Origin of the sequence: Actinomadura sp. 3N407, from assembly GCF_052245875.1 — a bacterium.
Classification (GTDB): domain Bacteria; phylum Actinomycetota; class Actinomycetes; order Streptosporangiales; family Streptosporangiaceae; genus Spirillospora.
The window spans coordinates 67,989-80,772 of record NZ_JBQQBP010000012.1 but is presented as its reverse complement, the minus strand read 5'-3'; the positions used below and the strand labels follow the sequence as shown (position 1 = coordinate 80,772).

Below are 12,784 nucleotides of genomic sequence, written 5' to 3'. Positions count from 1 at the left end.
TGCGCGTCGCGCGGATGTACTCGACGCCGACGTCGCTGGCGGCGGCGTGGCCTGGCCGGGGTCGGCGCCGCCCTCCAGCAGTCCCCCGGTCACTGTCGGCCCGTCGCGTCTTCAGCGAGGGCCTCTTCCAGCTGGCGTGCGATGTCGCCGGTCAGCGCGGCGGAGGAGAGCAGGGCGGTGGCCTCCTCGTCCCGAGCTGCGGCGTCGTGGCGCCGCAGAAGATCCGCCTCGTGGGCGCGGAGCGACGCCGCCAGGTTGCGGGCGCGCCTCACCTGTTCGGCCAGGCGGCCGGCGTTGGCCTCGGCCGTCCGGTACCGCCTGACCGCGCGCCACCGTGCCGACCGGTCGGCACGTGCGGCACGCTGGAAGTGCCGGGCGTGAGTCTGTTCTCGCTTCAGCTTGGAGGCGAGGCCACCGACAGGGTTAGTGATGGCGTCGCGGGCATTGGCCAATTCGGAGCTGAGCCACTCCACTGCCGCCAGGAGCGTGGGGATGTCCTCGGTGTTGATCTGCGTCAGCAGGCGGACATCACCCGTGAAGGCCGCCCTAGCGTTGCGGCTCCGCATCTCGGCCAGCTGGTCTGGGGTGGGGATCAGCGGGTCAGTCACCGTTGGGCCCTTCGGCGAGGGCGGCGTCCAGCTGCGCGGACTCGGTGACCATGTCGGTGATCTGACGGCGTGCTTTGGGGGACATGTCGGCCTGTGCGGCCATCACCTTCAGTGCCGACAGCAGACCCGTCCGGTCCTGCAGTAGCTGCTCGACCCAGCGATGCTCAGCGCCGCGCCGCGCGCTCTCCGCCTCGTTCCCGCCAAGCGCGCTGACGAGGTCGTGCGCGTCCACGGCCGTGGCCCCGGTTGACCTGCCGCCCTCCTGAATGTCCGCGCCGGAATTGGTGAACGCCTCTGCGGCCAGCGCGAGAGCTACTTCGCGCTGCTGGGTGAGGCGCGCCAGCTGCTCGCCAGCGCCGTCCTCGGTCAGTAGTTCAAGGCGCCGTTCGGCGATTCGGCGGGCGTTGCGCAGGTGCCGCATCGCCTCGGTCAGTTCCGCGAGCGCGTCGTGGCCGTCCTGTCCGTCGAACAGATCGATGTCGTTGAGGTGGGCCAGGTCAGTCAGCGCCATGTGAGCGTTCAGCGTGGCGGAAGACGCCGCTTCGATGTGTTCGGGCAACCCGGTGACCAGGCCGCTGATCTGCACATCGGTGTCGTGGGGGTCGAGAGTGGTCACCGGGCCGCCCCCGCCGTGTTCGGGACAGGGGTGGCGGCCAGGGCGGCGAGCTGGGCGATGCCGTCTTCGGAGGAGTTAACGAGGTCGATCGCGGCGACATATTCCCCGAACACCAGCGCGAGGCGCTGCTTGCTGAGGCTGTCCGCCGAAACGATCGCCATGATCAGGTTGGTGGTGAACGCGTCGGTTGCCAGGCCGCCCGCGTTGTAGTAGTGCAGGACGTGCGCGGCGACGTCCGGCGGGATGGGCGCCGGTGCCGGGCCGGTGCTGCTGGCGGTCTTGGCGGCGCGGAGGTTGGCCCGGCTGTACTGGCGGGCCGTGCCGACCAGCGTGCAGCCCAGGTCCTGCAGGAGCCGCCCAGTCGAGATGACCGAGCTGTCGTTCATCACCGGGCCGCCGGCGATGAACTCGGCGCCAGACAGCCCAGGCGCGGTGGCCAAGACGAGTCGTTTGGTGGAGACACCCAGATCGGGCATGATCACATCCCTAGAAGTTGATCAGCGTGTGGTGGTGGTCGGCCCGCTCACACAGGCCGGGGGTGGTGGCGCGCAGATGGCGCCACACCCGGTTCTTCAGCGGCATCGCGTTCGCGACGGGGCACCCCTGAACGAGGGAGTGGCCCGGAGGAACGCGGTAGGGGAACGCCAGCGGTGTCGCGTGCCCGCAGTGCTCACACGTGTCCGGGAGAGTGGGGCGGGCACCGGGGTAGTGCCGCTCGTACCAGCGGACGGTCTTACCGGAGACGCTGACGCGCAACCCCATCGCGATACGGCCGCCGTCGGTGAACAGGTGCAGCGTCGTCCGGCACCTGTAGCACGGGTGGGTGTGTTCGAACCGCACCCCGGTGATCGCGGCGGCAGTGTCGTCGATGGCCAGTTCAGGGACTGGCGCCGACACAATCATTGGGTGCACTGTCACCGGGTCCTCCCGCAGGCGGCGGGCCGCTTACCCACCTTCCGATAGTGTATACCGGTTTACCTCAGGTGTGAAGATTGGTGCGGGTGTTGCCGCATCTTGTGAGATGGGCTGGGTGAACCGGACCAGAGGCCCGCGCTTCGGCGCCTGAGCGGACTTCAAGGCCGATTGCACTGCCCAGTCGCTCCCTAGAAGTCGAGGCGAGCATGGTGAACCGCCTGGGCCGTGTCCGGTTCTTCGGACCGGACACGGGTTACGGTCGTGGCTGTGAGGGTTGTCGAACGCCTTCGAGCGCGACACGCAGAGAACTCCTGCGTGTTGCTTGGGCCTGGTCAACGTGTGGCCCGTGCGGCACCGGGGCGTGCCGCAGTTAGGGCGGCCGCGATGCGGCGAGGGCGTCCCACCCGGTCATGACCTTGCCGTGGTGGGGCGGATCTTCGGCATCCACGCCAGGCACCGCACGCATGTCGCTGGCTCGTCGCAGGGGTCGCCGAGGTGCAGCGGCTTAGCGCGGCGGGGGCTCTCGCACAGCGCTCGCCCGGCCGGGTGCTGGCGCCCTCTCGCCGACACGGCGTCATGGATCGGGACTGCATGCCGCAACGGCCCCTCGGCCATGCCGGTGCCGTAGCGGCGTCCTTGTGTATTGGGGAGCACCTGGACGGGTACCCGGCATTCACCGCGGGCTTGCACCCACCGTTCCAGGTCCTTGAGGTGCTGGCGTTCGCGGGCGGCGGTGGCCTGCTGCTCGCGCTTTCGTGCGGCTTGGCGGTCTGCGGCGATCTGGGCGGGCAGTGGCGGCTCCAGGTCGAGGCGGTCGGCGACGGCGAGCATCTCGCAGTCGTGGGGGGTGGACCGGCTCACTCCCGCCCAGCCCTTCCCGAGCACCGCGGTGCACCAGTCGTGGCCGCGGCGCTGCGCGATCTCCTGCCAGCGGGCCAGATCGCCGCGGCCGACGAACCGCGGCATGCTGCGCCGAGCCTCGGCGTGGATCTGTTCATACTGCTCGTACGTGGGCGTCGGTGCGGATGCGGGCGGGTTCATGAGAGCTCCAGGGTGGTGGTCGTGCAGGCGCCGATCACGCTGAGCAGACGGGACGCCCGGCGGGTGGTCGCAAGCTCGATTCTGTTCTGACCGTACACCGGTTTAGTATCGGGATCCATCGATGCCCTTGGATCCTGGAATGACCTCGCTGACAATCCGCGCTGGGCCTGGTGCAGGCCCCCGGTGCGATTCGACCTGCCGGGCAAGCGACCCGGCTCCGGGAGGAAACATGGCCACCACCGGACCCGCCGCGGACGTCATCGTCTTCGGTCCTACCTCGGGCCAGCACCTACGGCGCCGTGCCGAGGACCGCGCCGCCGAACTCACATCCGCGACAGGCACCCGCCATGACGTCGGCTGGGAGTGGGTCGACGGCGTTCAGATGTTCGTCATCGTCGCCGACACAGACGCCGCCGCTACCTCGAGTTGACCCTTGCCGCGCCGGCACGGCCCGCACATCAGTTCCCCGCCGATGCCCCAGCCGCGGCGCTGTAGAGCTCGCAGCGCCAAGCCCGGGGCGGTGGGGAGTTGCGGCATCCCGGGCAGCATGCGTGTCGGTGCCAGCACGACGATCGGACCGTCCCCGCACACACGGCACTCCGGAGCCCACAGGTCACCGGCCGGGGCGCACCGTGTGCAGAACCGCGCTTCGGTGAACCCGCTGCCGGACCGCACCAGCCACACCGTTTCCAGGTCGCCCCTCGCCGTCGCGAGCGCCACCCGCCACGCCAGGCTGCGGCGTTGCCACGGCACCGACGACGCGACGGCTGATGCGATGGTCCGGGCGGTGTTGCGGCACACTGAGCACCGCAGCGGGAGCGTCTGCGGCCGACACCGGCGCGGAGCGCGGGGGTGTGGCAGGTCATGCGGATATCCGCCATCCATCAGGGCCTCCGAGGGGGAAGGCACGGGGCCTGTCAGTCCTAATGTGCGGCATGCCGGCGGCCACACCAACGATTTGGCATCGCCCGGCGTCCGCGTGTCGCTTGGCAAGCGGTTTCGGGCGGCCCGGGACCGAGCCCCAGATCCGCCCGCAATGCGAACCTGACGGCGACGCCGGAGGCGGTACCCCAGGTGAGCACCGGTCCTTCCTCCCAGGTCATCCCACCTCGTCCTGCGCCGGCTACAGCTACCTCACTTCCGCGACAGGCAAACCGGTGTACGGTCGGTTCGGAGCAGGCGGGTAAGCGACCCGCCACCGTCGAAGGGGCAGCCCTCTTGATCACTTCTGTATCCGCGCTCGCCGACCGCAACTGCCGGCTTGCACACCTGATCGCCCGCGCCGCCGCCCGCCCGCAACGCGCCGCACCGTCGCAGGCGGCCCGGCGCCCGAACCGGGACACCACATGCCCGCCCGCCACCCGCGGTTGATCGCCGTCCCCGGCACCCTCGACGGCCGCGCCGCACGGCTGTACGTCACGGCGGCGGTCGCCGACCCATTCGCGGGCCGCGCCGAGCTGAAGGACTGGGCGAAGGCGATGGCGCAGGCGGACGACCTGACCGAGTGCGTGCTGCTCGGCTGCGACTGGCCCACCGACTGGGACACTCACCCAGACGGCCGACAGACCCGTTTGTGCAGACGCGGTGGCTGCGGCTGGGCACAGACCTGCCGCAATCAAAACGACCCGGCGCCCCGCCTGGCCCTCGCGGCGCTTATCACAGACTGAATCACCCTACTGCTAAACTGGTGTACAGTTTTGGGGCGGGGAAGCGGCCCGCCATCCCACTGGAGGGCCAGATGAGCCTCGCGCAGTCGCCACCCCACCCGCCGGACACACCAGCAGCTCGGCCGATGACATTCTTCCTGGGGACCCACCGCCCATCATGGTTGACATTCATGGACGTGCCGCTGTTCATCTCCGCGTCGACCATCCATCGGATCGTGCGGGAACTTCGACGCCACGACACCCACGGCTGCGGAATCTGGGCGTTCGACTCTGGCGCCTACACCGCCAACAACCCCCGCACCGGCGGAAACCCTGACCACCCATGGCACCTGCCGGCGGACATTTTCGGCGGGATGGTGACCCGCGTCGTGGAGCAAGTCGGGATCGCGCCGCAGTTCGCGGCGCCGCAGGACTGGCCGTGCGAACCGCCCGTCCGCGCCGTGACCGGCATGAGCACCCGCATCCACCAGGAGTTGACGACCGACTCCTACGAATACCTGTCCACCGAGTTCGCGTTCATCGACTGGTCACCGGTTATCCAAGGGTGGGAGACCGCCGACTACATCCGGCACCTGCGCATGTACGCCGACCGCGGCATCGACCTCACACAGGCCACGACGGTCGGGCTCGGCTCGGTATGCCGCCGCGGCTCGGCGAAACCGGTCGCTGAGATCGTGGAGACCGTCCAGGCATATGCGCTGCAGCAGTACGGGCGGATGCTGCCGCTGCACGGCTTCGGATTGAACATCCGCGCGCTGCGCCTGATCGGGCACCTGCTCGCGAGCTCCGACAGCCTCGCCTGGTCCGACGGCGCCCGCCACGACCACATCCGGCTGTCTGGCTGCACCCACCAGTCGCGGTACTGCAACAACTGCGCGGACTACGCCAAGTCCTGGTATCGGAAGGTGGTCAGGGCTATCGAGGAGCCCAAGCAGCTCGCGTTCGGCCTCACAGCTTGACCGGCGTGGCAGGGCACTAAGTACTGCAACCACTGTTACCTCATTGGCCTGTGAGCGCGCCGAACCCTTTGGTCTCTTACCAGCCTATACAGGCGAACCGGGCCGCGCCCGCGTGCGACATCAGCGCGCGGCACTGCAGGTGTGTGGGGTCGAGCGCGAACCGGTAGGCCTGACGGCCTTCACTGCGGCGTTCTCCCGCGAGCGGGGGCGGTGGGGAGGTCGGCCCAGACGGTGTGGCCGTTCGGGCCGCCAGCGAGGCCGCAGTCTCGAGCGAGCGCGTGGATGAGGTGGATACCGCGACCGCCGTCCCGGTCAGGTTCTGGTGCGGGTGCGCCGGTGCTTCCTTCGTCGGTGACGGCGATGCGGACGCCGCCGTCGTCGAGTGGACGGACGGAGACGGTGATGATCCCACCGGGCAGGCCCGAGCGGGAATGCCGCAATGCGTTCGTTGCAGCCTCGGTCACCACCAGCGCGGCAGCGTCCTGAACCTCAGCAGGAACGTGTTCGACCGTCCAAGCGCGGATCTGCGGGACCTGGTCACGGGTGCCGGGGTACCGGCGGATGAGCGTGGTCATCGCCTGCTCCAGGGAAATCAGGCCGCGCAGCGAGGCCGGAGCGCCAGAAGGCCGGACGCGGCGACGGCCGCGTCGTAGGCGCCAGCAGTGTTATCGGCGAGCTGCTCCCAGGAATCGGACGCGGCGGGGTCGGCAGCGTGCTCGATCACGAGATCGGCGGTCACGCCGATGCTCTCGGCGAGCGCCTCAGTGGCGCGGCTGAGGGCGGGCAGCAGGCGGGTAGGGTCGCCGTCCCATCCGCCGATGGCGGAGTGCAGCCGACGGGTGTCGCGCGTCAGCAGGGCGACCAACTTCACCGGGTTCGTGGGGCGCCGCCCGAGGCGAAGTTGGCGGGCGAGGTAGCTGTACACCGCGATCGGTGCGCAGTCGGCCGGGAGCGTCGCAATCAACTCCTCGATGTCGGCGATGACGGCGCAAGGGTCGAAGTCGGGCTGACCGTGGGAGATACTCGACATTGGTGTCCTTGCAGCAGAGGGGACCAGTTCCGGGTCTCGGCGGGGGACCATCCCGCCGAGACCCGAGTCACAAGCGGCGCCTTCGGCAGCACCGCCTCCGGCCGGAACGGCCGGGCCCGGCATGAGCCGGGGGGTGACACCTCCTCCCCTTTAGGGGGGCTAAAGTGCTCTGCGAACAGGATTGCACGTCCTTCCCCACGGCACAATAGGGGGGGTAAAGATCGCTGAGCAGGGAGAATCTAATGGACCTCCGCACACTCCATGAGGCCGCGGCCGTGCCCGACCCGATCGAGCGGGCCCGCGCGCTCACGCGGCTCATGACCGAAGACCAAGGCCTGGTGACCCAGGCCGCCGCCTACCGCCGCCACGCCATCGCCCAAGCCCGCGAAGCCGGCGCGACCCTGGAACAGATCGCCGCATCTCTCGGTGTCTCTCCCGGCCGCGTCTCCCAGATGGGCAAAGGCCCGGCCGCCAAGGCCCCCGAGCCGACCGCCGGGCCCGCTCCCCGCGTCCTGGTCCAGCGCGCCTTGCCGACCGAACCCGTCGTCCGAGGCAGCGAGAGCCTGTTCCTCGTCGAGGCCCAGCGCCAAGGAATCGAGGCCAGCCGGGAGATGCTGTTCATCGGCCCTGAACCCGCCTCCGAGCATGTCGCCGCTTGCCTCCGAATCGGCCCTGGCGAGGAGGTCATCGCCCGCCGCAAGCTCATGCGCGCCAACGGTGTCCCCGTGCGGATCGCAACCAGCTTCTTCCGAGCCGCCCCCTTTGCCGACACCCGAATCGCCGAACCAGAGTTCGTTCGCCCGTCCCTGCAGAGCGCCCTGGAGAGTCTCGGCTACAGCTTCGGGCACGCCGAGGAGACACTGACCGCCCGCCGCGCGACGCCGTTCGAGGCCGAGACCCTGGAGCTCACCGGCGACCAGATCGTCGTCCAGGTGCTACGGGCGAGCTTCAGCACAGAGGAAACCCCCGTCCACACCCTGGAAACTATCTGCGCGGCCGACCGGCACGTCTTCCCCATCGGCCAGGTAGCGGGCAGTGACGAGTTCTGACCAGGATCCTCGCGTCCCGACAACGTGCTTGAAGTGGCACGGGAAGGCACTCGACGCGGCTCGAGGCCAGGCAGTTCGCGTTCGACGTCAGCGCCTGACCGGCCGTCTGCGCGCTGCCATGGTGTGGCTCTATGCGCTTTGACCTCGATTGACATTTGCCAGATCTTGCTATACCGATGTACACTCTAAAGTGACGGGTAAGCGGCCCGTTTCCTGTTCGGCCACGGAGGCCACCTTGCGCACTATCCACTCCACCCCAGTCGGCGAGTACACCGTCAACGAGTTGCCGGGTGAGTGCGGCGCGACCGTCCTTGTCGCCGCCGACCGGGTCCGTGCCATCACCGACGCCGGAGTCACCAACAGGTCCCGCGCCGACGGCCGCGGCGGGCGCCGCACCGTGTTCGTTATCGTGCGGCCGTACCGCACCACCGCCCTACTCGACGGCGCCGAGTTCGAGCAGTCGCTCCGCCGGCACCGGGGAGTTGAGCCCGGTACGTCCATCTACACCGTCCGGCACTTCTCCGCCGGGAAGGTGTTTCCGGTCGATATCACCACCCTGTACGGGGCCGGGGCACCCACCCTGATGCCGTACGTCCCGGACTACCGCGACCCGCAGGAACAGCACGCCATCCTCTCCGGTCCCAGCGGCCTCCCAGTCGGCGTCGTCCTCGCCGACTAAACGACTCCCCGGGGCTCGTGTGAAGGGGTCCGCGAGTCCCGGGGCCCATCTCCAAATCTCCCGCCGGAAGGAGCAGCAAGCAATGGCCAGGCAGTCCGTCGCCCGCCAGAAGTTCCTGTTCAACCGGTTGGACCTGCGCGGCGCTGACCTGTCCGGCGCCTACATCGGCCGGTCCCGCGCCGAGGCGCTCGACGAGGCCCGCGCACGCCAGCTCCCGCAGTCCGCAATCATCCCAGTAACGATGCGGTTCAGCCGCGGGTACATGCTGCTGGTGGGTGGTGATGCTCCTGGGCGCAACACGGCGCAGGTCGCGCACCGCAACCGGGCCGGCGGCACCGTCGTACTGGAGCTGAACGGCGCGAGCACCCAGTACCGCATCATCGCGCCGCTCGACGACCTGGCCCTCGTGTTGGACCGGGTCGCCGACGACTACCCGCCACAGTCCCGCATGGGCCTATTCACCGAGGCACTCACCACTGGGATCCGCGCCTGGGTCACCGGCGCCGCCGCCGACCGATACAGATTCGGGCACCTGAGCGTGAACCGATTGCAGGAGGCAGTCCTCGCGCCGCTACAGCCCCTGTTCGACCCACCCCACAATCCAGGCACCATCGCCGAGCTCGACGCCGCGAACCTGCTGCTGGACGAGCCGTCTCGTGCAACCGCGCCCGCCGACACCGTCGCCGTTGCGTCTGGGCTGATGACCGTCGTGCATCAGCTCCTCGAGGCGCGTCACGCCGCCCGCCCGACCGTGTACATCCGGGACTTGGACGAGGACCTCGCCGCCAACTACGGCGGCGAACTGTGGAAAGTCGCACGGCCGGACATCGCCGTTATCGGCGACTGACGGCGCAGTGATTCACCACTTGAGCGCCTTCCTGGCCTGGCCAGGCCTTGCCACGCTCTACCCGACGAGTACGCCCACCGGGGCGTCAGCCAGGGAATGGCGGAAGCGGCCCGGCGAGATGCTGACGGTTCCCGTCGACGTCGATGATCGCGACCCAGTCGTGCCGGATCCACCCCTCCAGGGCGTCAGCGGCAGCAGTGAGATCGGCCGCCGCGACGCGTCGCACCCCGGGATCAACGAGGAGGTCGTCAGACCGGCTGCCTTGCCGATCACCACGTAGCGCCTTCGCATGCGTGCGAAGTGCTTCGATGTGGAGGGTGATCCCACTGCGGGACGCCCGCCCCACCGGCACCAGGTTGTCGGTGTGCGCGGCGGCTTCGGCATCGGCCTCGATGCCGGCCCGCCACGCCTCCCGTCTCTCCTCCGCGCCCGGGCACAGATCGTCGGCAGCCTGACGCTCCATAAGCAGCCAGGTCTCCGGACGGTCGTCATCGGCTCTGCGCCAGGCGGCGAAGTCGCCTTCGGTGATGAGGTATCCGGCCGCCTCATATGCGCCCATATCCGCTACGCACACCAGCGCTTTGCCGGTAGGGATCTCATCGAGCCCTGACGGCGGGCCGGGCAGGACCTCGGTGCCCGGCAGCCCGATCAGGTGCTCCAGTTTGCCGGTGTCGGACGGCAAGTTCAGATACAACGTCATGTCGCTCCAGTCTGCGGTCCGCTGGCGATCAAGCCCGGCGGGGTCTCATTCGATCGTAGAGGCGGCCGCTCCGAACGGATGGCCTGGCGTTACCGAAGAGCCCTGTCCCTCAGTCAGTGGAAGTCGGTAGACCCTGGGCGCCAATCCGCTTCGGGAGGCGTTCACCAGTACGGGGGCGATGCGGACCCGTTTGACCTGGGTCTTGGCCGGCCCGTGGCGTTGCCGGCGCCAGTGTCCCCGGCGGACGTGAGGTGAGACTGCTCTTCCGGTTGGCTGATGTGTTGGGGCGCCGCCTCCGGTTGTGCGTTTCACGTTCAGCACGCGAACGCCCGCGGGGCCGCCGCGGCCGTAGAGCCTGCGGAATGCGGCCTGGTTGGTGACCTGCCGGGCTCGGCGTGCTGTTTCGATCTCCGCAAGTTCCTGGTCTGCTTCGTGCCAGTCCGCCCACGCGCAAGCCGCGGCGAGGTTCTCCACCACAGTGGCCCAACTGCACCTTGAGCGGTGGGCGGGAACGACGACCCGGCAGGTCATCCCTCCGCTTTCGGAGGGAACGGCGAGGCACCAGGCGAACTCGTCGGCGAGATTGCCGAGGACGTCGCCAAGAAGCAGGACGCCTTCGACGTGGGCGCCTCGGATCGCCAAGGTCCGGGACAGCGGCGGGAGGCGATCCCAGAGGGTCGAATCCGGTGGCCAGTCGATGAACTCCAGCATCGGGAACTCGTCCGGGCCGACCTTCAGTCCCTGGAGGATCACTGCGTCCTGCTCGGCGAGGAGCAGCCGCTCTTCCTCGGTGGCTTCGCCGGTGGGAGGCAGGCGCAGGGGATCCGCCAATGCCACGAAGACCTGGGGGAACGGGAGGCGGATGTCGTTGCGGTCTTCGTCGCGCAGCGGTTCAGAGTCTGCGTACCCGTAGGCCTGTCCGGACGGCAACCAGAACGGGACCGAGGAGGCCAGGCCCACCGCTGTCTGAGCCACGCCGTCACGCATGCCGGTGACGGATGCTTCGACGTCGGTCTCGGCGGCGATGCCCTCGTCGTAGCGTGACCACGCCCCAACGGCGGCCATCGTGTACCACAGCCGCATCCCGACGGCGTCGCCTGGGAGCGGGAAGGGCGGCATCGCTTCCCATGGCGCGCGCAGCCGCGCCGAGGCCTGCGCCAGGGTCATGTCCCGATCAAGGGCGTCGCAGCTGGCGGCGTGGAAGTCCTCCACCGAACGCCCGGCGACACCGGCCCTGCCGGCGGCCGACAGTACCGGGCTGGGGTGCGGGACGGTGACCGGCAGTGGCGCATCCTGGTCACGGTGAAGGCCATGGCAGCCCAGCCGGTCGAGGATCTCGTCCCGGTCTTCTTCGTCAAGGTCCATCCCGGCGCCCGGGAGCGGATGCCAGAAGGTGACCGAATCCAGGTCGGTGTCGGTCACCTTGCTCTTCAGGAGGCTGGCCGCGATCCGGTCGGCCCGGGCCACCTCGCGTTGCTGATCCGCGGGCAGGCCGGCGATGTGGTCCTCGCGTTCCTGTCCCTGCTTGCCCTCCACCCCTGCGTGTTCGTAAACGCCGCGCCACCGCCTGCGCAGCGGCGCAGCATCGGCTGCGGTCCAGTCGGGCCGGTGAGAGCGGAACTCGCGTCGTTGTCCGCGCGCCATTTGCAGCCGCTGGACCTGGTCGATCGTCAGATGCCCCTGATGGTCGTCCTTGATCACCGGGTGGATGCCCAGCAGAATAAAGGCGAGGAGTTCCTGGCCTTCGTGGCCGCCGCCCAGCCGCTCGGTCAGATCATCCGACACCAACGCCCAGGCGTCATCGATCGGCTTCACCAGCCGCGCGGTCTCCAGGGCAAGATCCTCAAGGACTTTCGCATGGGCCTTCAGACGGCCCATCTGGTCGGCGACAGCGGCATCCCGTTCAGCGGCAATCGCCACGAGCTCGGCGCGCAAATCCTCGACCTCACCGGCGCGCGCCTCGGCGTCTTCGAGTTTGTCCCGTTCCTCGGCCAGTGCCCGCTCGGTGGCCCGTGTCTCCTCGGCGAGCGCCCGTGCGTCACGATTGACCTTGGCGCGTTTGTGTTTTCCCCGGGCCATCAGCCCTCCCGCGGCAGGAAATCGGCGCGCCGCCGGCCCGGCCGGCGGGCCCGGGCCTCCCGCTGCCGCCATTCCTCGAGGGCCTGGTCCATCAGTTGCCTGACCTGGTCACGGTGAGGGTGCTGTTCCCTGAGCAAGCTGGCCGGCTTCGGAACCTCGAACCAGGTGATGCCCGCCTCCGCCAGCCGTGCTTCAACGTCTGCCCGTCGCTGTTCCTCCTCCGCCAGTGCCGACATCAACTGTCGCGCCCCAGAAATGCTGGTATCGGTCTCCAGTTCCACCCCGGTGGCGATCAGCCGCCCGGCACGAACCCGGGTCCGGTCGATGGACTGCCAGGAACTGCGCAGCCGCACGGCAAGAGCCGTTGCCCGCTCTCGTGCCGCCTCCAGCTCCGGCGAGGTCACCACATCGCGATCACGCGCGGCGGCGGCCACAGCCAACCGCGTGGTCTCCACCCCCTGCGCCCGCTTCTCAGCGGCCAACCGAGCCTGCCGCGTCGTCCGCAACTCCCGGCGAAGTTCCTCAAGACGCTCCATGTCATCGCCGGACGGCTGTGAAGGTTCGGACATCACATCCTCCTCCAGGTGCGGGGCG

General features: G+C 69.2%; 16 protein-coding genes. 6 read left to right on the top strand and 10 right to left on the bottom strand.

The annotated features are described in order from the left end of the window. Window positions 1-89: 89 nt before the first annotated feature. The 5 genes from ACTWPP_RS27855 to ACTWPP_RS27835 form a co-directional block, all read right to left on the bottom strand. Entirely contained in the window at window positions 90-608 is a 519-nt protein-coding gene (locus ACTWPP_RS27855; RefSeq protein ID WP_443107343.1) for a hypothetical protein, read from the bottom strand. Beyond that, window positions 601-1,224 (bottom strand): hypothetical protein, encoded by a 624-nt coding sequence (locus ACTWPP_RS27850; protein WP_443107342.1) that lies wholly within the window; start codon window positions 1,222-1,224, stop codon window positions 601-603. The genes ACTWPP_RS27855 and ACTWPP_RS27850 overlap by 8 nt, the downstream gene beginning before the upstream one ends. Beyond that, window positions 1,221-1,700, bottom strand: a complete 480-nt coding sequence (locus ACTWPP_RS27845) for a hypothetical protein (protein ID WP_443107341.1) — start codon at window positions 1,698-1,700, stop codon at window positions 1,221-1,223. The genes ACTWPP_RS27850 and ACTWPP_RS27845 overlap by 4 nt, the downstream gene beginning before the upstream one ends. A gap of 10 nt (window positions 1,701-1,710) precedes the next feature. Next, window positions 1,711-2,127, bottom strand: coding sequence for a hypothetical protein (locus ACTWPP_RS27840; RefSeq protein ID WP_443107340.1), 417 nt, complete (start codon window positions 2,125-2,127; stop codon window positions 1,711-1,713). Between the two features lie 420 nt (window positions 2,128-2,547). Next, window positions 2,548-3,180: a hypothetical protein gene (locus ACTWPP_RS27835; RefSeq protein WP_443107339.1), complete on the bottom strand. Its 633-nt coding sequence runs from the start codon at window positions 3,178-3,180 to the stop codon at window positions 2,548-2,550. A gap of 229 nt (window positions 3,181-3,409) precedes the next feature. Here ACTWPP_RS27835 and ACTWPP_RS27830 point away from each other — a divergent pair, with 229 nt between their 5' ends. The 3 genes from ACTWPP_RS27830 to ACTWPP_RS27820 all read left to right on the top strand — a co-directional run bounded on the left by ACTWPP_RS27830 (window position 3,410) and on the right by ACTWPP_RS27820 (window position 5,806). Beyond that, window positions 3,410-3,610 (top strand): hypothetical protein, encoded by a 201-nt coding sequence (locus ACTWPP_RS27830; protein ID WP_443107338.1) that lies wholly within the window; start codon window positions 3,410-3,412, stop codon window positions 3,608-3,610. 916 nt (window positions 3,611-4,526) lie between these two features. Next, the gene (locus tag ACTWPP_RS27825; RefSeq protein ID WP_443107337.1) at window positions 4,527-4,847 is read left to right on the top strand and encodes a hypothetical protein; all 321 of its coding nucleotides are present in this window, start codon (window positions 4,527-4,529) and stop codon (window positions 4,845-4,847) included. 71 nt (window positions 4,848-4,918) lie between these two features. Continuing rightward, window positions 4,919-5,806, top strand: coding sequence for a deazapurine DNA modification protein DpdA family protein (locus ACTWPP_RS27820; RefSeq protein WP_443107336.1), 888 nt, complete (start codon window positions 4,919-4,921; stop codon window positions 5,804-5,806). A gap of 179 nt (window positions 5,807-5,985) precedes the next feature. Here ACTWPP_RS27820 and ACTWPP_RS27815 read toward each other — a convergent pair whose 3' ends face one another. Then, window positions 5,986-6,381, bottom strand: coding sequence for an ATP-binding protein (locus ACTWPP_RS27815; protein WP_443107335.1), 396 nt, complete (start codon window positions 6,379-6,381; stop codon window positions 5,986-5,988). A gap of 17 nt (window positions 6,382-6,398) precedes the next feature. Next, window positions 6,399-6,836, bottom strand: coding sequence for a hypothetical protein (locus ACTWPP_RS27810; protein ID WP_443107334.1), 438 nt, complete (start codon window positions 6,834-6,836; stop codon window positions 6,399-6,401). Between the two features lie 242 nt (window positions 6,837-7,078). On the opposite strand from ACTWPP_RS27810, the gene ACTWPP_RS27805 reads away from it, so the two are divergent. The 3 genes from ACTWPP_RS27805 (at window position 7,079) to ACTWPP_RS27795 (ending at window position 9,411) form a co-directional block, all read left to right on the top strand. Continuing rightward, a complete protein-coding gene (locus ACTWPP_RS27805) occupies window positions 7,079-7,885 on the top strand; it encodes a GntR family transcriptional regulator (RefSeq protein ID WP_443107333.1) in 807 nt (268 codons plus the stop codon). 235 nt (window positions 7,886-8,120) lie between these two features. Further along, window positions 8,121-8,564 carry a hypothetical protein gene (locus ACTWPP_RS27800; protein WP_443107332.1) on the top strand — a complete coding sequence of 148 codons (444 nt, stop codon included), beginning with the start codon at window positions 8,121-8,123 and terminating at the stop codon, window positions 8,562-8,564. Between the two features lie 82 nt (window positions 8,565-8,646). Continuing rightward, window positions 8,647-9,411, top strand: coding sequence for a hypothetical protein (locus tag ACTWPP_RS27795; RefSeq protein WP_443107331.1), 765 nt, complete (start codon window positions 8,647-8,649; stop codon window positions 9,409-9,411). An 85-nt stretch (window positions 9,412-9,496) separates the two neighbouring features. On the opposite strand, the gene ACTWPP_RS27790 is transcribed toward ACTWPP_RS27795, so the two are convergent. Genes ACTWPP_RS27790 through ACTWPP_RS27780 form a run of 3 tightly spaced genes read right to left on the bottom strand, consistent with a single transcriptional unit; the run spans window position 9,497 to window position 12,759 of the window. After that, the gene (locus ACTWPP_RS27790; RefSeq protein WP_443107330.1) at window positions 9,497-10,111 is read right to left on the bottom strand and encodes a hypothetical protein; all 615 of its coding nucleotides are present in this window, start codon (window positions 10,109-10,111) and stop codon (window positions 9,497-9,499) included. Window positions 10,112-10,156: 45 nt separating this feature from the next. Beyond that, window positions 10,157-12,190 carry a hypothetical protein gene (locus tag ACTWPP_RS27785; protein ID WP_443107329.1) on the bottom strand — a complete coding sequence of 678 codons (2,034 nt, stop codon included), beginning with the start codon at window positions 12,188-12,190 and terminating at the stop codon, window positions 10,157-10,159. Next, a complete protein-coding gene (locus tag ACTWPP_RS27780; RefSeq protein ID WP_443107328.1) occupies window positions 12,190-12,759 on the bottom strand; it encodes a hypothetical protein in 570 nt (189 codons plus the stop codon). The genes ACTWPP_RS27785 and ACTWPP_RS27780 overlap by 1 nt, the downstream gene beginning before the upstream one ends. Window positions 12,760-12,784: the final 25 nt, after the last annotated feature.